This is a genomic window from Actinomadura syzygii (assembly GCF_008085905.1).
In the GTDB taxonomy this organism is placed as follows: domain Bacteria; phylum Actinomycetota; class Actinomycetes; order Streptosporangiales; family Streptosporangiaceae; genus Spirillospora; species Spirillospora syzygii.
In genome coordinates this window covers 373,832-395,027 of record NZ_VSFF01000009.1, presented here as the reverse complement: position 1 = coordinate 395,027, position 21,196 = coordinate 373,832, and the positions used below count along the sequence as shown (strand labels likewise).

Below are 21,196 nucleotides of genomic sequence, written 5' to 3'. Positions count from 1 at the left end.
CGAGGACCGGTCAACACCGAGGGTCGAAAAGTGATCCAGCGGTGATGCGAGCGCCACGCTCCGTCGGCACGCGGCAAAAGGCGGCCTTCCGCGCGCGGCCGTGGCGAGGGCGCGGCGGCTACCAGGCGAGCGCGGGCGGCAGCTCGGCCGGGCCCGCGTCGGGCCAGTCCGGCGGCGCGCCGAGCGGGGCCAGCTCGGCGAGCTGGAGCCGGTACCAGGGCGACGCCTCGGGCCGCCCGGCCAGCTCCAGGCAGCGCTCCCACGTCCACCACTCGGCGTTCTCGACCTCGTCCGGGTTCGGGTGGACGGCCTCGTCCGCCGGGACGGTGGCCCGCACGACCGGGCAGCGCTCGTTCTCGACGGTGCCGTCGCCGGCGACCGCCCGGTACTGGAACCGCGGCAGGACGGACGTCAGCGCGGCGTCCGACATGCCGAGCTCGTCCTTCAGCCGCCGCAGGACCGCGTCGCGCAGGCCCTCGCCCGGGGCGGGGTGGCCGCAGCAGCTGCCCGTCCAGACTCCGGGGAAGGTCCGCTTGTCGAGGGCGCGCCGAGTGATCAGGACGCGACCCTCCGTGTCCACGACATAGCAGGAAAAGGCCAGGTGGTAGGGCGTGTCCCTATGGTGGCTCGTGTGTTTCGGCGCGGTTCCGACCGCCTCGTCATCCGCGTTGAGCAGCACGATCTCTTCGACGACCATGGACACTTCCTACCCCATCGGGCCCGGTCGGGACCGAATTTCCCGTGCGGGTCAGCCGTTTCGCACCCGTGCGCCAGGGTGCGCCTCTGCGCGGCGCGGGCGAACCGGGATTAAACTCGGAACGGCCCGAGCCAGGGGAACCGGTCCCCGACGGAGGAGTTGAAACGAGTGCGCTTGCTTGAGTCGATCAAGGGTCCCGACGACCTCAAACGACTGGACGCCGCTCAACTGTCCCACCTCGCCGAGGAGATCCGCGAGTTCCTCGTGCAGGCCTGCGCCAAGACCGGCGGGCACCTCGGGCCCAACCTCGGCGCGGTCGAGCTGACGATCGCGCTGCACCGGGTCTTCGACTCGCCGCACGACAAGCTCCTCTTCGACACCGGCCACCAGGCGTACGTGCACAAGCTCCTCACCGGGCGCCACGACTTCGAGCAGCTGAAGAAGCGCGGCGGCCTGTCCGGGTACCCGAGCCGCGCCGAGTCCGAGCACGACATCATCGAGAACTCGCACGCCTCGACCGCGCTGTCGTACGCCGACGGGTTCGCCAAGGCGTTCCAGCTCCGCGGCGAGAGCGACCGGGCCGTCGTCGCGGTCGTCGGCGACGGCGCGCTGACCGGCGGCATGTGCTGGGAGGCGCTCAACAACATCGCCGCGGGCGCCGACCGTCCGGTCATCATCGTCGTCAACGACAACGGCCGCTCCTACTCGCCGACGATCGGCGGGCTGGCCTCGCACCTCGCCCAGCTCCGCGTGACCCAGGGGTACGAGAACGCGCTCGACCTCATCAAGAAGACGGTTCCGCGGGCGCCCGTCGTGGGCAACTTCACCTACGAGGCGCTGCACGGCATCAAGAAGGGCATCAAGGACGTCTTCCAGCCGCAGGCCATGTTCGAGGACCTCGGCATCAAGTACGTGGGCCCGATCGACGGCCACGACGAGGACGCCGTCGAGCGCGCCCTGCGCCGGGCCCGCGGGTTCGGCCGTCCGGTCATCGTGCACTGCATCACCACCAAGGGCCGCGGCTACGCCCCCGCCGAGAACGACACCGAGGACCACATGCACGGTCCCGGCGCGTTCGACCCCGCCACCGGGGAGTTCGTCCGCAAGAAGGGCGTCGGCCCCTCCTGGACGAAGGTCTTCGGCGAGGAGATGGTCGCGATCGGCCGCGAGCGCCGCGACGTGGTGGGCATCACCGCCGCGATGCTCTACCCGGTCGGGCTCGCCCCGTTCGCCGAGGCGTTCCCCGACCGCATCTTCGACGTCGGCATCGCCGAGCAGCACGCCGTCACGTCGGCGACCGCGCTCGCGATGGGCGGGCTGCACCCGGTCGTCGCCCTGTACGCGACGTTCCTGAACCGCGCCTTCGACCAGGTGCTGATGGACGCGGCGCTGCACCGGCAGCCGGTCACCTTCGCCTTGGACCGCTCCGGCGTGACCGGCAACGACGGCCCGAGCCACAACGGCATGTGGGACATGTCGATCCTGCAGCTCGTGCCGGGGCTGCGCGTCGCCGCCCCGCGCGACGGCGCCCGGCTGCGCGAACTGCTGCGCGAGTGCGTGGCCGTGTCCGACGGGCCGACCGCGCTCCGCTACCCGAAGGGCCCCGCCGACGCCGACATCGAGGCGATCGACCGGGTCGGCGGCATGGACGTGCTCGCCCGGCACGACGGCTCCAACGGCACCCGCGTCCTGCTCGTCGCGGCCGGGTCGATGGCGACGCCCGCCGTCGAGGCGGCCGAGCTGGTCGCCGCGCAGGGGATCGGCGTCACCGTCGTCGACCCGCGCTGGGTGAAGCCGCTCGACCCGGCGCTGCTCGACCTCGCCCGCGAGCACGCGCTCGTCGCCGTCGCGGAGGACAACGGCCGCACCGGCGCCCTCGGCGACGCGGTCGCGCGGCTGCTGCGCGACGGCGAGGTCGACGCGCCGATCCGCACCTTCGGCATCCCGCAGGAGTTCCTCGACCACGCGTCCCGCGGCGAGATCCTCGCCGACGTCGGCCTCACCCCGCAGGCGCTCGCGCGCGACCTCACCGAGTACGTCTCCCGCATCACCTCGGTGGACAGCCCGGCGGCGCCGGACGGCGAGCCCTCCGACCACGAGACCTCCGACCGCGACTGACCGCGACCGGGCCCGCCGCGCTCGGTCCCGGGTCGCGGGGAGTCCGCGCCGGAGTCCTTCGTCGCGCTCGGGTCGCCGGGGCCGCGCCGGCGACCTTCGCCGCGTTCAGTCGCGGGTCGCCGGGTCGAGGCGGAGTACGGCGACCCGGCCGGTGTGGCGCTCGATCTCCTCGACCGGCGCGGACGGGTCGAAGGGCAGCTCCGGGTCCCGGTGGCCGGACGCGGCCAGGTAGACCGCCAGCGCCCGCGCCGCCTCGCGTCCCTCGACGAGGACGGCCCGGCGCTCGGTGTCGCGGCCGTCCGGCCCGTCGCGCTCGACGCGGCAGCGCCCGGCGGCGAGCAGGTTGCGCACCCAGTCGCGGGCGCGGGTCGACGAGCACACGTACAGCGCGCCGTCGAGCTCGGTGACGTTGACGCCGAACGGACGCGACACGCCGCTGCGCCGTCCGACGACGTCGATGACGCGGGGAACGGGCGCGCGGTCCCGGTAGGGTTCCGGGTCGCGTGCCCGCAACTGTTCGAGCATCGCCAGGGCGGCCTCCCGCCGACTCGGCGGACGCTCGGCGTCGGGAGTCGCGGTCACGCTCTCGTCCATGATGCCCACCTCAAACGGTCCGCTGGTCCATTTACACCTCGGGATAATATGGTCCGCTGGTCCGTTTCAGCAAGGAGGCGACGGTGGCCGAACGAGCCGACGTCGTGCGCAACCGCGCGGCCGTCCTGGAGGCGGCCGAGGCGCTGTTCGCCCGTGAGGACCTCGACCGCGTGACCCTCGCCCGCGTCGCCGAGGCGGCGGGCGTCGGGAAGGCGACCGTGCTGCGGCGCTTCGGCGACCTCGGCGGCCTGGTCGAGGCCGTGCTCGCGCCGCGGGTGGGCGCGCTGCGGGACGCCCTGCGCACCGGCCCGCCGCCGCTCGGCCCCGGCGCCCAGGAGGGAGAGGCCCTGCACGCCTACCTGGACGCGCTGCTCGACTTCGTCCTGGAGAACCGGACGCTGATCCGCGCGCTCGAACACCGCCGTCCGAACGCCTACTACGCCAACCCCGCGAGCCAGTTCTGGATCGGCGAGCTGGAAAGCCGGATCCACGCCGTCCACCCCGCCGCCGACGCACGCCACCTGGCGCACGTCGTGTTCACGTCCCTGCGCGCCGACGTGATCGACTACCTGCGGGCCGAGGAGGGCATGAGCGTCGAGCGGCTCCGCGCCGGACTCCACGCGCTGCTCCCGCCGCAGCCGCCCGCTTAGACGCCGCCGCTTAGACGCCGTCCGCCGAGACCAACTGCCAGAAGTGGGTGATGGACGCCGCCGCCGTGCCGAGTTCGCGGCCCGAGTACGTCCAGCGGCCGCGCAGCAGCCAGGGGCGTCCCGAGCCGTCGCGGACGAATACCTGGAGCGGGAAGCAGGCGTCGTGCGCGCGGATGACGCCCGCCGGGTCGACCGAGGGGTCGAGCCGCGGCTCGCCCTCGCACCGCACGCCCATCACGGACGTGCGCGGATCCTGGCGCAGGAGCCCCTGCGTCAGGTCGTACACCAGTACGGAAACGTAGTCGGGCCCGAGCCATCTGAGGTCTGGCACCGTCTCGGGTGGGGGGAACCCGTACAGTTCTGGACCGCCGGTCACACGCGGCACCGTAGCGCCAGAGTGACATACCCGTCACTACCTGACGGCCGGGAGATTGTCGGGAATGTGAGTCAGTCGCGGCCGCGGCACGCGGACGTCATGGCCTCCCAGCGGGCCAGTTTGACCCGGTCGCCCCGGTCGAGCGCGCGGGCGAGGGCGATCTCGGCGGCGTCCAGGTTCAGCCAGTCGTCGTAGGTGACGACGCGCAGGCCGCGCGACTCCAGCAGCTCCTCGATCGTGTGCTCGGGCGGCGTGCGCGACCCGTCGGCGAGGACGTCCTCCAGCAGGTTGCGGACGGTCTCCGCCGCGTCCGACTTGTTGGTGCCGACGACCCCGGTCGGCCCCCGCTTGATCCATCCGGCGACGTACTCGCCGGGCGCCGGGGCGCCGTCCGGGCCGACGATCCGCCCGCCCGCGTTCGGGACGGTCGATGACCGCTCGTCGAACGGGACGCCGTCCAGCGGCACGCTCTGGTAGCCGACCGAGCGCAGCACCAGCCCGACGGGCAGGGTCTCGAACTCGCCGGTCCCGGTGACGCGGCCGCTGTCGTCCAGCCGGGTCTTCTCCAGCCGCAGGCCCTCGACCCGGTCCGTGCCGAGGATCTCGACGGGCGCTCGCCAGAACCGGACGTCGATCTGGCGAGCGCGGTCGGCGGGCGGCTCCGCCGTCCAGGTGTTCAGCACCTTGACGTTGCCGCGGACGTGCCGGTCCTTCTCGGCGAGCTCGGCGCTGGCGGGGTCGAGGTCCATGTCCGCCGGGCTGACGTGGATGCCCGCGTTCGGAAGCTCGCCCAGCTCGCGGGCCTCCTTGGTGGTGAACTTGGCCTGCGCGGGGCCGCGCCGTCCGACCATGTGGACGCGCTTCACCCGGCTCTGCGACAGCGCCTCGATGACCTGCTCGGGGACGTCGGTGGCGCGCAGCTCGTCGGCCGACTTGGCGAGGATGCGGACGACGTCCACGGCGACGTTCCCGACGCCGATGACCGCGACCTCCTCGACCGAGAGGTCGAACGTGTGGTCGGCGGCGTCGGGGTGCCCGCAGTACCAGTTGACGAAGTCGGTGGCGGCGATGCTGCCCGGCAGCTCCTCGCCCGGGATCCGCATGTGCCGGTCGACCATCGCGCCGGTCGAGTAGATGACGGCGTCGTAGCAGCCGAGCAGGTCGGCGCGGGTGAGGTCGCGGCCGAGCTCGACGCAGCCGAAGAAGCGGACGGCCGGGTTCTCCAGCACCTTCTGCAGGTAACGGGCGATCGCCTTGATCGACGTGTGGTCGGGCGCGACGCCGTAGCGGACCAGGCCGTACGGCGACGGCAGCCGGTCGAACACGTCCACCCTGACGTCGCCGTCGGTCTGCTTGACGAGAGCCTCGGCCGCGTAGATCCCCGCGGGGCCGGACCCGATCACCGCGACGAGCACTGGAGAAGCCATGGCCGCCATTGTGCCCACCCGGCCGCCAAAAGGACACCGTGAGGCCCATCACGGCGGGCCTCCGATATTTCAGGGGTTTCGGGCGGCGCCCACCCTGCTCCTCCGGTACCCGTACGCGGCGTAGACGACCACCCCGACGACCAGCCACACGGCGAACCGCAGCCACGTCTCCACCGGCAGGTTGATCATGACGAACAGGCAGCCCAGCACGGACAGGGCCGGGACGACGGGCACCCACGGCGTGCGGAACGAGCGGGGCAGGTCCGGGCGCGTCCGGCGCAGGATCACCACGGCGACGGAGACGACGAGGAACGCGAACAGCGTGCCGATGTTGACCAGTTCGGCGAGCTTGGCCAGCGGGATGAACCCGGCGAGCACCGCGACGATCGTGCCCATGAGGATCGTCGACCGGTAGGGCGTGCCGAAGCGCGGGTGGACGACCGACAGCCAGGGCGGCATGAGGCCGTCGCGGCCCATCGCGAAGAAGATCCGGCTCTGCCCGAGCAGCAGGATCAGCACGACGGTGATCAGCCCGGCGACCGCGCCGACGTCGATGATGGTCGCGAACGCCGGATGCCCGACGGCCTTGAACGCGTCCGCGAGCGGCGCCTCCGTGCTGAGGTCCTTGTAGTTCTGCATGCCCGCGACGACCGTCGCCACCGCCGCGTACAGCACGGCCGTGATGACGAGGGAGCCGATCAGCCCGATCGGGACGTCGCGCTGCGGACGGCGGGCCTCCTCGGCGGCCGTGGCGACGACGTCGAAGCCGATGTAGGCGAAGAAGACGATGGCGATGGCGGCGAAGATGCCGAGCCAGCCGTAGCTGGCCGGGGTGAACCCGAACAGCACCTGCATCAGCGGCGCGCCGAGACCGCCCTCGGACGCCGTCGGCTTCGACGGCGGGATGAACGGGTGGTAGTTCGCGCCCTTGACGAAGAACAGCCCGGCGAAGATCACCAGCAGCACGACCACGATCTTGATGGTCACGACGACGGCGTTGACCCGCGACGACACCTTGATGCCGAGGACGAGCAGCGCGGTCACGGCGACGACGAGTCCGATGGCGGGGACGTTGACCGTCCCGCCGTCGCCCGGCGGCGCGGCGATCGCCGCCGGGACGGTGATCCCGACGTCGTCCAGCAGCGAGGCGAAGTAGCCGGACCAGCCGACCGCGACGACGGCCGCGCCGAGCGCCATCTCCAGGATCAGGTCCCAGCCGATGATCCACGCCGGGAACTCGCCGAGCGTCGCGTAGGAGAACGTGTAGGCGGACCCGGCGGCCGGGACCGTGGAGGCGAACTCGGCGTAGCAGAGCGCGGCGAGCCCGCACACCACGGCGGCGAAGATGAACGACAGCGCGACGGCGGGCCCGGCCTTGTCCCGGGCGACCTGGCCGGTCAGGACGAAGATGCCCGTCCCGACGATGACGCCGACGCCGAACACGGTGAGGTCCAACGCCGACAGGGCGCGTCGGAGCCGGTGACCTGGCTCCTCGGTGTCCCTGATCGACTGCTCGACCGTCTTCGTCCGGCGCAGGTCCATCGCGCTTCCTCCGGGTGTTGATCACAGGGGTTTGCCAGCCCTATGCCCGGCAGCGCGCGGCTTATGTGGCGGTGTCGGCCGATGAGCGGACGCCCGGGTCGACGGGTCTCGCGGCGGACTTCCCCCGACCGGGCGGACTATTGTCTGACCGTGGACACGTTGGCGGTCGGTGACAATCTCCGCGTCCAGCAGTGCGGAGGCGGGGGTGGTTCGCAGTGACCGACGTTTCTTCCCGGCTCCGCCTGGTGACCGACACGTCTCCCGCCGCCTGGCTGGAGACGGAGATGGACGACACCGACACCGACTCGGGTGTGCGGGCCTTGCTGCCCGGCGGGTTCGCGGCCTATGCGCGCATCCTTCATCCCGCCGACTCACCGAGCGGGGAGCCGGTCCGCTGGCATGAGGTGGCCGGGTGGACGGGGCGTTCGATTCATCCGCGCGTCCAGTTCAAGGCGCTGTCCCGTCCGGCGTCCGGGGCGGGGGACGGCCCGCCGCCGTGGGACGAGCCGCCCGAGCGCGGCGAACTCTCCCCGCCGCTGCTGAGCGCCCTGTGCGCGGTGCTGGCCCGCCACACCGCCGCCCCGGACCGGTGCTGGTTCTGCCTCTGGAGCGGCTGGGGCTGGATCACGGGCGCCACGTCCCTGATGGTCGCGTTCAAGGCGCCGCCTGACGCGCAGTCGGACGCGCCGCCGGAGCCGTCCCCGCCAGACCCGGAGCCGGGGCCCGCGTTCGACGATGCGCCGCGGGTGCGGCTGCCCTGGCGCGACTACGTGATGTTCGAGGGGCCGCTCGACGCCGCCACGGAGCTGGGTCACCGCGGGGCTGGGTTCTTCTTCCCGCAGTCGCCGAACCTGTTCTGGCCCGACGACCGCTCGTGGTGTGCGGCCACCGACATCGACCTCGACTCGACCTATGTCGGCGGCCCGGCCGGGCTGATCGACGACCTGCTCGGCGAGCCCGCCCTGGAAGTCGTCCGGGTGGAGCCGACCGACCCGATCGACGAGGACAGCGACCAGATCAATCGGTGACGCCGGTCGGCGTCGCCCCGGCCCGCCGACCCGTCCCACCGGTGGAGCACCGGCGGCACGGGTCGGCGAGACGGTCGTGCCCAGGCTGCGTCAGCGCTTCTTGCAACTGGGGATCTTCACGGAATCTCCGTAGATGTGGGTCTTGCCCGACGGCGGCTGGTGACCGGGCGGGGGCTTCACGTACACCCATGCCTCGCCCCTGTACGTCTGCTTCGCGACGCACGGGCCGGCGGCGTTCTGCCGGAGATATGCCTTGCCGGCCTTCGAGACCTGTGCGCTGGTCTTGTAGGCGCGGCCGTTCTTCCAGAGCCGGACCCTGATCGTCAGACGGGCCACCGGCTTGGTGCACGTGATGTCGGCGACCACGTTGACCACGCTCTGGTTCTTCGCGTGGGCGTGGTGCGAGTAGTGCGGGTCGTGCACTTTGAGCTCGCAGATGATGACATCACGGGCCGGGGTCTTCGCCCCCACCGCCGTGAGCTGGGACGCCGGTTCGGGGGAGGGGGCCGCGGAGGCGGCGGGCAGGGCGGTCAGCGTCATGGCGCCGGCGGCGGCCAGCCCGGAGGCCAGTAGCGCTCCGCGGCGCACGGGCGTGGGGATCATCGCGTCTCCTTCAGGTCGGGCCGATCCCCTTGAGGACCGGCCGGTCTGGATCCGCGATCGAGATTTCAGGTCCCGCCGCCCGTCCGGCAACACCTGCGCCGGTCGGGTTCGTTCGAGTTCGTACGTGCAGGTCAGACACCGTTCGAGACGGCCTGGAACGGCCGTCTCGAACGGTGTGCTCGGCTCCGGCGGCTACCCGGCGTCGAGGGAGGCGACGCCCGGCTCCAGGAAGCGGCGGCCGGTGACCCGTTCGGCGACGCCGGACCTGTCCAGGTACGGGGTGATGCCGCCGAGGTGGAACGGCCAGCCCGCGCCGAGGATCATGCAGAGGTCGATGTCCTCCGGGGCGGCGACGACGCCCTCGTCCAGCATCACGCGGATCTCGTCGGCGAGCGCGGCGAGCGCCCGGTCGAGGACCTGCTGCTCGGTGGACGGGCTCGTCCCGCCGCCGAAGATCTCGACGGCCTCCGGGTCGAGGGAGAAGTCCGGCAGGTAGACGCCGGACTTGCCGGACGCGACGAGCTTCGCGAGATTGTCCGACAGCGGGAACCGGTCGGGGAACACGGCGTGCAGGGTCTCGTTGACGTGCAGCGCGATCGCCGGGCCGACGAGTCCCATCAGCACGAACGGCGGCATCGGCAGGCCGAGCGGCTGCGCGGCGCGTTCGGCGACGTCGATGGGCGTGCCCTCGTCCACGGCCTGGACGATCTCCGCCAGCAGCCGCAGCAGCACGCGGTTCACCACGAACGCCGGGGCGTCCTTGACCAGCACGCACGACTTCTTCAGGGCCTTGCCGGTCGCGAACGCGGTGGCGAGCGCCGCGTCGTCGGTCCGCTCGCCCCGGACGATCTCCAGCAGCGGCAGCACCGCGACCGGGTTGAAGAAGTGGAACCCGACGACCCGCCCCGGCCGCCGCAGCCCGTCCGCCATCTCCGACACCGACAGCGACGAGGTGTTCGTCGCGAGGACGCACTCGTCCGAGACGTGCTCCTCCAACTCGGCGAACACCTTCCGCTTGACCGACATCTCCTCGAAGACCGCCTCGATGACGAAGTCGGCGTCGGCGAAGGCGTCCTTGGTCAGCGAGCCGCTGATCAGCGCCTTGAGGCGGCCCGCCTGGTCGGGGGAGAGGCGCCCCTTGCCGTGCAGCTTGTCGATCTCCGCGTGCGCGTGGCCGACGCCCTTGTCCAGGCGCTCCCGGTCGAGGTCGGTCAACACGACCGGGACTTCGAGGCGGCGCGCGAACAGCAGCGCGAGCTGCGACGCCATCAGGCCCGCGCCGACGACGCCGACCTTGGTGACCGGCCGGGCGAGGGCCTTGTCCGGTGCTCCGGCGGGACGCTTCGCGCGCTTCTGGGTCAGGTCGAAGGCGTATAGCCCGGCGCGCAGCTCGTCGCTCATGATGAGGTCGGCGAGTGCCTCGTCCTCAGCCGCGAAGCCCTCGTCGCGGGTGCGGTCCTTGGCGGCGGCGACCAGGTCGAGCGCCCGCGTGTAGGACGGCGCCGCCCCGTGCAGCCTGCCGTCGACGTTCCAGCGGGCCATCGCGACGGCGTCGTCCCACGCCTTGCCCGTGTCGACCTTCGGCCGGTGGACGGTGATCTCGCCGTTCAGGACGCGGGCCGTCCAGGTGAGGGACTCCTCCAGGAAGTCGGCCGAGTCGAAGACCGCGTCCGCGATGCCCAGCTCGTACGCCTGCCGGCCCTTCAGCATCCGGTTCTGCGCGAGCGGGTTCTCGATGACGACCTTGAGCGCCTTCTCCGCGCCGATCAGCCGGGGGAGCAGGTACGTCCCGCCCCAGCCCGGCACCAGGCCGAGGAACGCCTCGGGCAGCGCGAACGCGGGCACGCCGGACGAGATCGTCCGGTAGGCGCAGTGCAGGCCGATCTCGACGCCGCCGCCCATCGCCGCGCCGTTGTAGTAGGCGAACGACGGGACGTCCAGCTCACCGAGCCGCCGGAACACGTCGTGGCCGAGCTTGCCGATGGCGGCCGCGTCCTCCCGCCTGCTGATCAGCGGGACGCCCTTGAGGTCCGCGCCGACCGCGAAGATGAACGGCTTGCCGGTGACGCCGACCGCCGCGAGGTCGTCGCGCGCGGCGACGGCGTCGAGGGCGGCGTTCAGCTCGGCGAGGCCCTTCGGGCCGAACGTGTTGGGCTTGGTGTGGTCATGGCCGTTGTCGAGCGTGATCAGCGCGAGGGTGCCCGCGCCGTTCGGCAGCGTCACGTCCCGCACGTGGGCGTGGGTGACGACCTCGTCAGCGAAGAGTTCCCCAAGCCCGGTCATTTGGTGCCTTCCCAGTTGAGGTTCTCCCACAGAACCGTCCCGCCCATGCCCATTCCCACGCACATCGTCGTCAGTCCGTACCGGACGTCCTGACGCTCCTCGAACTGCCGGGCGAGCTGGTTCATCAGCCGGACCCCGGACGACGCCAGCGGATGCCCGACGGCGATCGCGCCGCCCCACGGGTTCACCCGCGCGTCGTCGTCGGCGATCTTGAAGTGCGCGAGGAACGCGAGCACCTGCACGGCGAACGCCTCGTTGATCTCGATGAGGCCGATGTCGTCCATGGTCAGCGCGTTGCGGGCGAGGAGCCGCTCGGTGGCCGGGACGGGCCCGACGCCCATCACCTCCGGCTCCACCCCGGCGAACGAGAAGTCGATCAGGCGCATCCGCGCGGTGAGGCCGAGCTCGGCGGCGACGTCCTCGGCGGCGAGCAGGCAGGCGGTCGCGCCGTCGTTGAGCCCGGCGGCGTTCCCGGGCGTGACCCTGCCGTGCGGGCGGAACGGCGTCCGCAGGCGGGCGAGGTCGTCCATCGTGGTGCCGGGACGGGGCGGCTCGTCCTCGGTGGCGAGTCCCCATCCCTTCTCGGCGGAGCGGACCGCGGTCGGCACCAGGTCCGGCTGGATCTTCCCGGCCGCGTACGCGGCGGCGACCTTCTGCTGGCTGCGCAGGGCGTAGGCGTCCGCGCGCTCCCTGGTGATCTCCGGGAACCGGTCGTGCAGGTTCTCCGCGGTCGACCCCATCACGAGGGCGGACGGGTCGACGAGCCTGTCGGCGAGGAACCTCGGGTTCGGGTCGACGCCCTCGCCCATCGGATGGCGTCCCATGTGCTCGACGCCGCCCGCGATGGCGACGTCGTAGGACCCGAACGAGATCCCCGCGCCGGATGTGGTCACGGCGGTCATCGCGCCCGCGCACATCCGGTCGATCGCGTAGCCGGGGACGGTCTTCGGCAGCCCGGCCAGCACGGCGGCGGACCGCCCGATGGTGAGGCCCTGGTCGCCGGTCTGGGTGGTGGCGGCGATCGCGACCTCGTCCACCCGCTCGGGCGGGAGGGACGGGTTGCGGCGCAGCAGCTCGCGGATGGCGCGGACGACCATGTCGTCTGCGCGGGTCTCCGCGTACAGGCCCTTCGGGCCCGCCTTGCCGAACGGCGTGCGGACGCCGTCGACGAACACGACGTCGCGTGCGGTGCGTGGCACGGTTCGTCCCTCCCTGCGGATGGGGTCCGGCGGCGCCGCCGGGCCTTTGCTACCAGTCGGTAACCATTCATACTACTCGTCAGTAACCACTGACGCCGGACCGCCCGTCCGGAGCGGCCCCGGCCGGTCTTGTTCCGCAGGTGGCGGCTGGGTAACGTGGCTCGGTACCACCGAGGAGGGCGCGGTGACGCACGCGAGGCCCGCGTACCGGCCGGGGATGCGCCGGCGGATCGGGCATATCCGCGATCTGACCGCCCTCCTGCTCCGCACCGGGCTGCTGTTCGCGGGCGGCCCGCGCCGCGCCGGGCGCCAACTCCGCACGCTGCGCCGCTGGGGAACCACGCTCGCCGGGCTCGTCGCGGGCGCCGCCGCGCGCTCCCCGTCCCGGACCGCGCTGATCGACGACGAGGGCGCCCTCACCTTCGCCGAGCTGGACGAGCGCGCCGCGCGGCTCGCCGCCGGGCTGCCGCTGCGCGGCCCGCGCCCGCGCGTCGGCGTCCTCTGCCGCAACCACCGGGGCATGGTGCTGACGCTCGTCGCGTGCAGCCGCCGCGGCGCGGAGGTCGTCCTGCTCAACACGGGCGCCGGGGCGAGCTGGACGCGGGCCGTCCTCGGCGAGCTGCGGCCCACGCTGATCGTCGCGGACGCCGAGTTCGCGCCGCTGCTCGCCGACATGCCGATCGCGCTCCGCCGGACGGTGCTGTGGGCCGACCGGCGTCCCGGCCCCGATCCCGCTCCGCTCGCGGCGCCCGTTCCGCTCGCCGCGCTGCCGCCGCTGGCGGCGCCCCGGCCGCGTCCCGCGCCGGAGCCGGGCCGTCCGGTGCGGGGCCGGAGCCTGGACGAGGTCATCCGCGCCGTCCCGGAGTCGGAGGCCGTGGCGTCGCCGCCGCAGATCCAGAGCCGGACGATCATGCTCAGCTCGGGCACCACCGGACGTCCGAAGGGCGCCCGCCGCCCGCCGCGTCCCGGGCTGTGGCCGCTCGCGTCGATGACGTCCCGGATCCCGCTGCGCGCCAAGCAAACGATGGTCATCGAGGCGCCGCTGTTCCACACCTGGGGCTACGCCGCCCTGCAGATGGCGTGGGCGCTGCGCGCCCCGGTCGTGCTGCACCGCCGCTTCGACGCCGAGCAGACGCTGCGGGCCGTCGCGTCCCACCGGGACGTGACCGTGTTCGCCGTCCCGGTCATGCTGCAGCGCGTCCTCGACCTCGACCCGGAGGTCCGCGCCCGGCACGACACGTCCTCGCTGCGGATCGCGGCGGTCAGCGGCGCCGCCCTTCCCGGCGACCTCGCCACCCGCTTCATGGACGAGTTCGGCGACCGCCTCTACAACGTCTACGGGTCCACCGAGGCGTCGTGGGTGTCCATCGCCATCCCGCGCGACCTGCGGCTCGACCCGCGCACCGCCGGCCGGCCGCCGCGCAACACCGCGCTCGCCATCCGCGACGCGGGCGGCCGCCGGGTCGGCCGCCCCACCATCGGGCAGATCCACGTCGCGAACGAGCTGCTGTTCGAGGGGTACACGGGCGGCGAGCCGATGGAGGTCCGCGACGGGATGCTCGCCACCGGCGACCTCGGCCACATCGACCACCGGGGCCTGCTGTTCGTGGACGGCCGCCGCGACGGCCTCGTCGTGTCGGGCGGCGAGAACATCGTCCCGCGCGACGTGGAGGACGCGCTGCTCCGCCTCCCCGAGGTCCACGAGGTCGCCGTCGTCGGGGTGCCGGACGACGACTGGGGGCAGCGGCTCGCCGCCTACGTCGTCCTGCGGCCCGGCGCCCGGCTGGACGCCGACGCCGTGCGCGCGTACGTGCACGCCCAGGTCGCCCGGTACGCGGCGCCGCGCGACGTCCACTTCATCGCCGAGCTGCCGCGCAACGCCACCGGCAAGGTCGTGCACCGCTGGCTCGCCGCCCGCCCCGGCCAGACCGTGCCGGAGGGCAGCGTCCGCTGGCCGTCGCCCCGGGACTCGGCCCACTCCCTCGACGCGGAGCAGGCGGGTTAGGTCGCGGCCACGGCGGCGGTCAGGGCGGGTTCCGCCGACAGCGGGAGCAGGACGGTGATCGCCAGCCCGCCCTCCGGGCGCGGGACGGTCTCGATCGTCCCGCCGTGCACGTCCACCACCGCCCGGACGATCGACAGGCCGAGCCCGGCCCCGTCCGCCGACCCCGTCCGCTCCCTCACCGCTGTTGCCCCGTCCGTTGCTCGGTCCGAGCGCGGAGAACGGTCGGGACGCAGGCGGCGGAACGGCTCGAAGATCGTCCCGATCTCGTAGCTCGGCACCGCCCGTCCGGTGTTCACGACCTGGAGGAACGCCGAGCCGTCCCGGACGCCGGTGCGCACCCAGACCTGTCCGTCCCGCACGTTGTGCTTCACCGCGTTCTCCAGCAGGTTCACCGCGCAGCGCTCCAGCAGGACGGGGTCGCCGCTGACCGTCGCGGGCGCGAGCCGGACCTCGACGTCGACGCCCGCCTCGTCCGCCTGCTCGTCGAGATGGTCCAGGGCGCTGCGGACCACGTCCGGCAGCGGCGTCGCGACCCGCGCGGCGAGGTCCCGCTCCGACCGGGCCAGCGTCAGCAGCCCCTCGATCAGCCGCTCGTGCCGGGCGGTGTTGCCGAGCAGGACGTCCGCGAGCGCCTTCGTCTCCGGCGGGTTCCGCCGGCTGGCGAGCGCGACCTCAAGGACGGTGCGGTTGATGGTGAGCGGCGTGCGCAACTCGTGCGATGCGTTCGCGACGAACCGGCGTTGCGCGTCGAACGCGCGGTTCAGCCGGTCCAGCATCCGGTTGAACGTGTCGGCGAGGTCCTTGATCTCGTCCTGCGGGCCGTCCAGGACGATCCGCTCGTGCAGGTTGCTCTCCGACAGCCGCCGCGCCGTCGCGGTGACCGTGTGCAGCGGGCGCAGCATCCGTCCCGCCACCACGTAACCGATCACCACGGCGAGGACGCCGAGGACCAGCATCGTCACCAGCGAGCTCTGCAGGAGCTGTTGGAGGACGTCGTGCTTCTGCTGGGTGAACTGCCGGTCGGCGTCCGCCTTCAGCGCCATGAGCTCGTCGACGTCGCCCTTCACGGCGAGGCCGCGCAGCCGCGTCACGGTCATCGGCGTGACCCTGTCGCTCATCGTGAACCGCTGGTCCATCGACCGGACGGTCAGCAGGTACGTCACCCCGACCAGCACGGCCGACGTGACGAGGAACAGCGACCCGTACACGAGCGTCAGCCGCGCCCGCACGCTCAGCCGCGGCCTGCCCGGCCGCCTCACCGCGCCTCCAGCCGGTACCCGGACCCGGTCACCGTCTCGATCACCGGCGGACCGCCGAGCTTGCGGCGCAGCGTCGCCATCGTGACGCGGACGATGTTGCTGAACGGGTCGATGTTCTCGTCCCACGCCCGCTCCAGCAGCCGTTCGGCGCTCACCACGCCGCCGTCCGCCCGCAGCAGCTCCTCCAGCACGGCGAACTCCTTCTTCGTCAGCCGCAGCTCCCGGCCGTCGCGCGCGGCCCGGCGCCGGTACGGGTCGAGCCGGATGCCGCGCAGCTCCAGGACGGGCGGCACCACCGGCCCCGACCGGCGCGCGAGCGCCCGCACCCGCGCGACCAGCTCGCTGAACACGAAGGGCTTCGGCAGGTAGTCGTCGGCGCCGAGGGACAGGCCGTCCACCCGGTCGTCGACGTCGGCGGCGGCGGTCAGCATGAGGACCCGCGCGGGGCTGCGCCGCGTCACGAGCTCCCGACACACGTCGTCGCCGTGGACGCCCGGCAGGTCCCGGTCGAGGACCACGACGTCGTAGTCGTTGTACGACGTCCGCTCCAGCGCGTCCTCGCCGTCGTACACCACGTCGACCGCCATGGCCTCTTCGCGGAACCCGTCGGCGATGGTGTCCGCGAGCACCCGCTCGTCCTCGACGATCAGCACACGCATGCAGAAGAGCATGACTTGCGAGGGGTTAAGCCCCGATAAAAAGCCTGCTCGCGGGGGTGCCCGGCCGCACGCACTCCCGGGCGGCCGGGCGTCCCCCTCGCTAGTACCGCGTCACGGGGTGACGGCGACCGCGGTGTACGGGGTGTCGGGAGTCGGCGTCGTGTTGAACCGGGCGTTCGGCAGGTACAGCCGGGAGCCGGAGCGCGCGACGCTCGTCGGGACGTCGAACCGCGGGTCGGTCAGCTTCTTGACGACCTTCCCCTCGGTGGCGCCGTCGTTCAGCTCGATCACGGACACGGTGTTGAGGCGGTTCTGCACGGCGTAGACGGTCCGTCCGACCAGCAGGATGCCGTCACCGGCCGTGAGGACCTCGCCGCCCAGGCCGATCGCCTTCGCGACCCCGGTCTCCGGGTCGACCTTGAACAGCTTGCCCGTGTTGGACTGGATGAGGACCAGCGACTTACCGCCGTCCAGCGCCTCGATCCCGTTGGAGTTGAACCCCTCGCCCCACACGATGTCGCCGGTGAGGGGCAGGGTCTTCACCTCTCCGTCCCCGCTCAGCGGGACCCGGTAGAGCTGCTGGTTGGTCGAGTCGCTGAACCACGCCGCGTCCTTGGTGAGGGCGACGTCGTTGATGAAGGCCGCCTTCGTCGTCAGCTTGTACGACTTGACGACCTCACCGTTCTCGGTGTTGACGACGCGCGCGTCCCCCGCCTTCCCGCCGGCCACGTACAGCCGGTCGCCGCGCGTCTCCAGGCCGAGCGACGGCGTGCCCGGCCCCTTGCTGATCAGCTCTCCCTTCCCGGTCCGCAGATCGGCCCGGTAGATCGCCCCGGTGGACCGCGACCCGAAGAACGCCACGGGCCCCGGCCCGGTGGCGATCCCCTCGGGCTGGAACCCGTTGGGCAGCGCGATCTGATCGGGCTCAGGCCCCGTGGCCCCCTGAGCGGAGCCCCCCACGGGAACGAGCAACCCGGCGGACAGGACGGCAATGACAATTCGAGACCACATGGCCCCAAACTCCCCCACCCAACCCCCCGACACCAGCCCCCCGAAATGGACCCGATACACGCTTTCCAAGTTCCCCCTGATCAGCAAGGATCCTCACCCCCAGCCGCCCCGAATTCCGGCAGGCACCGCAAACTCCGGCACTCTCTGCCAACCCACCCGGACGCCCACTAATACGGATTTAACCCTGGGGTCGGTGTCATGGCTCTTCGGTCCGGGGCGTGTGGTTCCGGGGGAGAGGGCGTAATGGGATTCAAGGTGTGGGTTGTCGTGGTGGCGGTGCTGGTCGGGAGTGCGGGGTGCGGTGGTGGTGATGACGGAGGCGGCGTGGCCAGTGCCGGTGGGGCCGCGGGCGGGGTTTCGGCGTCGGCCAGTCCTTCGGTTTCGGCGGAGGATGCTCGGCTCAAGTTCGCGCAGTGCATGCGGGAGAACGGTGTGGACGTCCCCGATCCGGGGTCGGGGGACGCGTCGGCGCTGCGGCTTGGGAAGGGCGCTGGGCGGGAGAAGTTGCAGGCCGCGCTGAAGCAGTGCCAGCAATGGCTTCAGGCGGGCGGGAAATTGCCCGACATGAAGGATCCGAAGAAGCGCGACCAGTACGTCAAGTTCGCGCAGTGCATGCGGGAGCACGGCGTGGACATGCCCGACCCCGGGCCGGACGGGCAGATCAGGCTTCCGTCGAAGGGGGTCGACAAGGCCGCGGTCGAGAAGGCGAGGAAGGCGTGCCAGGGGAGCCTTCCGGGGGCCGGGGAATGAGGCGGCGCGTGGTGGCCGGCGGCGTCGCCGTCGGGGTGGTCGTCGCGGGCGGGAGCGTTCTGGCGTGGACGTGGGACGGCGGGGAGGCGAAGGCCGGGTCTGCGGTGCCGTTGACGACCGCTGTGGTGAGTCGGGGCGATCTCGTTGATACCGAGAAGGTGGACGGGAAGTTGACGTATGCGGGCGTCAGGCAGGTGTGGACGGGGGCGTCGGGTGTGGTGACCTGGGCGCCGGAGGCGGGCGCGACGGTCAAGCGGGGCGGGACGCTGGTGAAGGTCGCGGGAAAGCCCGTGACGTTGATGTACGGCGGGAGCCCGATGTACCGGACCCTCAGACAGGGTGATTCGGGAAATGACGTTCGGGATCTAGAGCGGAATCTGCGGGCGCTTGGATACGGCGGCGTCACGGTTGACGATGAGTTCACGGATTCGACGGCGAGCGCAGTTCGGGAATGGCAGGACGACAAGGGGCTCGACGACACCGGAATGGTCGGTCCCGATCAGGTGGTATTTCTGGACGGCGCTGTCCGCGTCCGCGAGGTCACGGCGCCGGAAGGGAAGCGGACCACGCAGGGGCAGCCCGTCCTGACGGTGGCGGGGACTCGGCGGCTCGTCCACGTCGACCTGGACGCAGACAAGCAGGATCTCGCCAGGAAGGGCACGAAGGTCACGGTGGAACTGCCGGGCGGAAAGACCGTCGACGGGACGATCAGCAAGGTCAGCGGCGTCGCCGAGAGCACGGGAACCGGGCCGGACAAGAAGACCACGGTAGGCGTCGACATCTCGCTCAGCGGCACCGGAACGGGACGCCTCGACGAGGCCCCGGTCAGCGTGGAGCTGGAGAGCGAGCGGCGCGAGGACGTCCTGTCGGTGCCGGTGGAGGCGCTGCTCGCGCTCCGCGAGGGCGGCTTCGGCGTCGAGGTCGTGGCGGCGGACGGGGCGCGGCGGCTCGTGCCCGTCCGGACCGGGGCGTTCGGCGGCGGGCGCGTCGAGGTCACCGGCACCGGGATCGGCGCGGGCGTCAAGGTCGGGGTGCCGGCCAAGTGAACATCGTCGAGCTGGACGGGGTGGCCAAGGAGTACGCGGGCGGCGTGGCGGCGCTGCGCGGCGTCGACCTCGTGATCGCGCCGGGGGAGATGGCCGCGATCGTCGGGCCCTCGGGGTCGGGGAAGTCCACGCTGCTGCACATGATCGGGACGCTGGACCGTCCGACCAGGGGACGCGTGCGGGTCGCCGGACACGAGGTGTCGGAGCTCGGCGACCGGGAGCTGTCGGCGCTGCGGGCGCGGCACATCGGGTTCGTGTTCCAGCAGTTCCACCTGTCCGCCGGGGTGAGCGCGCTCGACAACGTCGCGGAGGGCCTCCTCTACGGCGGCGCCTCCCGCAAGGAGCGGCGGGAGCGGGCGCGGGACGCGCTGGAGCGCGTCGGGCTCGGCCACCGGACGGGGCACCGCCCGCACGAGCTGTCCGGCGGCGAGCAGCAGCGGGTCGCGGTGGCGCGGGCCGTCGTCGGGGAGCCCGACCTGCTGCTCGCCGACGAGCCGACCGGCAACCTCGACTCCGCCGCGGGCGCCGAGGTGCTCGCCCTGCTGGACGAGCTGAACGACGCCGGGACCACCGTCGCGATCATCACCCACGACCTGGACGTGGCCGCCGCGGCGCCGCGCCGGGTCCGGGTCCGGGACGGCCTGATCGTCGCCGACCAGCGGGCGGAGGTGGGCGCGGTATGAGCTCGGCACTGGCGCCCGCGCGGCTCGGCGCGGGGGACGTCCTGCGCGTCGGGCTCGGCGGGCTGCGGTCGCGTCCGACCAGGGTGGTGCTGTCGGCGCTCGGCATCGCGATCGGGATCGCGACGATGGTCGCGGTGATCGGGATCTCGTCGTCCAGCAAGGCGGACCTGCTGCGGCGGCTCGACCGGCTCGGCACGAACCTGCTGACGGCCGCGCCCGGCGACACGCTGTTCGGCGGGAAGGCGGCGCTGCCGGAGACGGCGCCGGAGATGGTCCGCCGGATCGGGCCGGTGACCGCGGTCGGCGCGACCGGCTCGGTGGACGCGACCGTCCGCCGCACCGACAGAATTCCGAAGGAGGTCACGCAGGGCATCGCCGTCCAGGCCGCGACGACGGACCTGCTCGGCACGCTCGACGTCGGCATGGCCGGCGGGCGCTGGCTGAACGCGGGCACCGAGCGCTACCCCGGCGTCGTCCTCGGCGCGGAGGCGGCGCGGCGGCTCGGCGTGGACCGGGCGGGCGGCCAGGTGTGGATCGGCGGGCGGTGGTTCGTCGTCCTCGGCGTGCTGCGGCCCGCCGAACTGGCGCCGGAGATCGACCGCTCCGCCCTGGTCGGCTGGGACGCGGCCCGCCGCCACCTCGGCTTCGACGGCCACCCGACGACGATCTACGAGCGGTCGGCGGACGGGGCGGTGGCGGACGTCCGGGCCGTCCTCGCGCGGACGGTCAACCCCGAGCACCCCGAGGAGGTCGAGGTCAGCCGCCCGTCCGACGCGCTGGAGGCGAAGGCCGCGGCGGCGGGCGCGTTCACCGGGCTGCTGCTCGGGCTCGGCGCGGTCGCGCTGCTGGTCGGCGGCGTCGGCGTCGCCAACACGATGGTGATCTCGGTGCTGGAGCGGCGCCGCGAGATCGGGCTGCGCCGCTCGCTGGGCGCGACGCGCGGCCAGGTCCGGACGCAGTTCCTCACCGAGTCGCTGCTGCTGTCGGCGTTCGGGGGCGCCGCCGGGGTCGTCCTCGGCGCGGTCGTGACCGCCGGGTTCGCGTTGTGGCGGGGATGGCCGCCGGTCATCCCGGTGTGGGCGCTCGGCGGAGCGCTCGCCGCGACCCTCGCGATCGGCACGGCCGCCGGGCTGTACCCGGCGATGCGCGCGGCGCGGCTCCCGCCGACGCTCGCGCTGGCCGCGGTCTGAGTCTGGCGACGTTCCGACGAACCGGTGCATGATTGGGACGGGCCCGCAGAAATTCACCCCGAGGCCCGCCGAAGTT

At 72.7% G+C, this 21,196-nt stretch carries 19 protein-coding genes; 8 read left to right on the top strand and 11 right to left on the bottom strand.

What is annotated here, in order from left to right; all coding sequences use genetic code 11:
- Nucleotides 1-118: 118 nt before the first annotated feature.
- Nucleotides 119-697, bottom strand: coding sequence for an isopentenyl-diphosphate Delta-isomerase (idi, locus tag FXF65_RS24580; RefSeq protein ID WP_148352368.1), 579 nt, complete (start codon nt 695-697; stop codon nt 119-121).
- 168 nt (nt 698-865) lie between these two features.
- On the opposite strand from idi, the gene dxs reads away from it, so the two are divergent.
- Nucleotides 866-2,815, top strand: a complete 1,950-nt coding sequence (dxs, locus tag FXF65_RS24575; protein ID WP_148352367.1) for a 1-deoxy-D-xylulose-5-phosphate synthase — start codon at nt 866-868, stop codon at nt 2,813-2,815.
- Nucleotides 2,816-2,920: 105 nt separating this feature from the next.
- On the opposite strand, the gene FXF65_RS24570 is transcribed toward dxs, so the two are convergent.
- Nucleotides 2,921-3,409 (bottom strand): PNPOx family protein, encoded by a 489-nt coding sequence (locus tag FXF65_RS24570; RefSeq protein WP_148352366.1) that lies wholly within the window; start codon nt 3,407-3,409, stop codon nt 2,921-2,923.
- Nucleotides 3,410-3,492: 83 nt separating this feature from the next.
- On the opposite strand from FXF65_RS24570, the gene FXF65_RS24565 reads away from it, so the two are divergent.
- The gene (locus FXF65_RS24565) at nt 3,493-4,059 is read left to right on the top strand and encodes a TetR/AcrR family transcriptional regulator (RefSeq protein ID WP_222868720.1); all 567 of its coding nucleotides are present in this window, start codon (nt 3,493-3,495) and stop codon (nt 4,057-4,059) included.
- Nucleotides 4,060-4,069: 10 nt separating this feature from the next.
- Here the strand turns inward: FXF65_RS24565 and FXF65_RS24560 are convergent, their stop codons facing one another.
- The 3 genes from FXF65_RS24560 to FXF65_RS24550 form a co-directional block, all read right to left on the bottom strand.
- Nucleotides 4,070-4,435, bottom strand: coding sequence for a hypothetical protein (locus FXF65_RS24560; RefSeq protein WP_148352364.1), 366 nt, complete (start codon nt 4,433-4,435; stop codon nt 4,070-4,072).
- 71 nt (nt 4,436-4,506) lie between these two features.
- Nucleotides 4,507-5,862 carry an FAD-dependent oxidoreductase gene (locus FXF65_RS24555; RefSeq protein WP_148352363.1) on the bottom strand — a complete coding sequence of 452 codons (1,356 nt, stop codon included), beginning with the start codon at nt 5,860-5,862 and terminating at the stop codon, nt 4,507-4,509.
- Between the two features lie 69 nt (nt 5,863-5,931).
- On the bottom strand, nt 5,932-7,404 hold the full coding sequence (locus FXF65_RS24550; protein WP_148352362.1) for an amino acid permease: 1,473 nt from the start codon (nt 7,402-7,404) through the stop codon (nt 5,932-5,934).
- Between the two features lie 215 nt (nt 7,405-7,619).
- Here FXF65_RS24550 and FXF65_RS24545 point away from each other — a divergent pair, with 215 nt between their 5' ends.
- Nucleotides 7,620-8,432: a hypothetical protein gene (locus FXF65_RS24545; RefSeq protein WP_148352361.1), complete on the top strand. Its 813-nt coding sequence runs from the start codon at nt 7,620-7,622 to the stop codon at nt 8,430-8,432.
- A 90-nt stretch (nt 8,433-8,522) separates the two neighbouring features.
- On the opposite strand, the gene FXF65_RS43915 is transcribed toward FXF65_RS24545, so the two are convergent.
- From FXF65_RS43915 to FXF65_RS24530, 3 genes are all read right to left on the bottom strand, one after another.
- Nucleotides 8,523-9,035, bottom strand: coding sequence for a hypothetical protein (locus FXF65_RS43915; protein ID WP_187412481.1), 513 nt, complete (start codon nt 9,033-9,035; stop codon nt 8,523-8,525).
- Nucleotides 9,036-9,227: 192 nt separating this feature from the next.
- The gene (locus tag FXF65_RS24535) at nt 9,228-11,318 is read right to left on the bottom strand and encodes a 3-hydroxyacyl-CoA dehydrogenase NAD-binding domain-containing protein (protein ID WP_148352359.1); all 2,091 of its coding nucleotides are present in this window, start codon (nt 11,316-11,318) and stop codon (nt 9,228-9,230) included.
- Complete coding sequence (locus tag FXF65_RS24530) at nt 11,315-12,517, bottom strand: thiolase family protein (RefSeq protein ID WP_148352358.1); 1,203 nt, start codon at nt 12,515-12,517, stop codon at nt 11,315-11,317. The genes FXF65_RS24535 and FXF65_RS24530 overlap by 4 nt, the downstream gene beginning before the upstream one ends.
- A gap of 184 nt (nt 12,518-12,701) precedes the next feature.
- On the opposite strand from FXF65_RS24530, the gene FXF65_RS24525 reads away from it, so the two are divergent.
- Nucleotides 12,702-14,522 carry an AMP-binding protein gene (locus FXF65_RS24525; RefSeq protein ID WP_246199061.1) on the top strand — a complete coding sequence of 607 codons (1,821 nt, stop codon included), beginning with the start codon at nt 12,702-12,704 and terminating at the stop codon, nt 14,520-14,522.
- Here the strand turns inward: FXF65_RS24525 and FXF65_RS24520 are convergent.
- From FXF65_RS24520 to FXF65_RS24510, 3 genes are all read right to left on the bottom strand, one after another.
- Entirely contained in the window at nt 14,519-15,781 is a 1,263-nt protein-coding gene (locus FXF65_RS24520) for a sensor histidine kinase (protein ID WP_246199059.1), read from the bottom strand. The two genes, FXF65_RS24525 and FXF65_RS24520, sit on opposite strands and share 4 nt — an antisense overlap.
- Nucleotides 15,778-16,440, bottom strand: coding sequence for a response regulator transcription factor (locus tag FXF65_RS24515; RefSeq protein ID WP_148352357.1), 663 nt, complete (start codon nt 16,438-16,440; stop codon nt 15,778-15,780). Before FXF65_RS24515 ends, FXF65_RS24520 begins: the two co-directional genes overlap by 4 nt.
- A gap of 111 nt (nt 16,441-16,551) precedes the next feature.
- Nucleotides 16,552-17,400, bottom strand: a complete 849-nt coding sequence (locus FXF65_RS24510) for an NHL repeat-containing protein (protein WP_222868719.1) — start codon at nt 17,398-17,400, stop codon at nt 16,552-16,554.
- A 294-nt stretch (nt 17,401-17,694) separates the two neighbouring features.
- Between FXF65_RS24510 and FXF65_RS24505 the strand changes: the two genes are divergently transcribed.
- Genes FXF65_RS24505 through FXF65_RS24490 form a run of 4 tightly spaced genes read left to right on the top strand, consistent with a single transcriptional unit; the run spans nt 17,695 to nt 21,120 of the window.
- Nucleotides 17,695-18,201, top strand: a complete 507-nt coding sequence (locus FXF65_RS24505) for a hypothetical protein (RefSeq protein WP_148352355.1) — start codon at nt 17,695-17,697, stop codon at nt 18,199-18,201.
- An 8-nt stretch (nt 18,202-18,209) separates the two neighbouring features.
- Complete coding sequence (locus FXF65_RS24500) at nt 18,210-19,247, top strand: peptidoglycan-binding protein (protein ID WP_246199058.1); 1,038 nt, start codon at nt 18,210-18,212, stop codon at nt 19,245-19,247.
- Nucleotides 19,244-19,930 (top strand): ABC transporter ATP-binding protein, encoded by a 687-nt coding sequence (locus FXF65_RS24495; RefSeq protein WP_148352353.1) that lies wholly within the window; start codon nt 19,244-19,246, stop codon nt 19,928-19,930. Before FXF65_RS24500 ends, FXF65_RS24495 begins: the two co-directional genes overlap by 4 nt.
- Nucleotides 19,927-21,120 (top strand): ABC transporter permease, encoded by a 1,194-nt coding sequence (locus FXF65_RS24490; protein ID WP_148352352.1) that lies wholly within the window; start codon nt 19,927-19,929, stop codon nt 21,118-21,120. The genes FXF65_RS24495 and FXF65_RS24490 overlap by 4 nt, the downstream gene beginning before the upstream one ends.
- The last annotated feature ends 76 nt before the right edge of the window (nt 21,121-21,196 follow it).

Bases quoted from the DNA above. Each gene is read 5' to 3' on its own strand.
- idi (WP_148352368.1), bottom strand. From the start codon at position 697: ATGGTCGTCGAAGAGATCGTGCTGCTCAACGCGGATGACGAGGCGGTC.
- FXF65_RS24570 (WP_148352366.1), bottom strand. From the start codon at position 3,409: ATGGACGAGAGCGTGACCGCGACTCCCGACGCCGAGCGTCCGCCGAGT.
- FXF65_RS24555 (WP_148352363.1), bottom strand. From the start codon at position 5,862: ATGGCTTCTCCAGTGCTCGTCGCGGTGATCGGGTCCGGCCCCGCGGGG.
- FXF65_RS24550 (WP_148352362.1), bottom strand. From the start codon at position 7,404: ATGGACCTGCGCCGGACGAAGACGGTCGAGCAGTCGATCAGGGACACC.
- FXF65_RS43915 (WP_187412481.1), bottom strand. From the start codon at position 9,035: ATGATCCCCACGCCCGTGCGCCGCGGAGCGCTACTGGCCTCCGGGCTG.
- FXF65_RS24535 (WP_148352359.1), bottom strand. From the start codon at position 11,318: ATGACCGGGCTTGGGGAACTCTTCGCTGACGAGGTCGTCACCCACGCC.
- FXF65_RS24515 (WP_148352357.1), bottom strand. From the start codon at position 16,440: ATGCGTGTGCTGATCGTCGAGGACGAGCGGGTGCTCGCGGACACCATC.
- FXF65_RS24505 (WP_148352355.1), top strand. From the start codon at position 17,695: ATGGGATTCAAGGTGTGGGTTGTCGTGGTGGCGGTGCTGGTCGGGAGT.
- FXF65_RS24490 (WP_148352352.1), top strand. From the start codon at position 19,927: ATGAGCTCGGCACTGGCGCCCGCGCGGCTCGGCGCGGGGGACGTCCTG.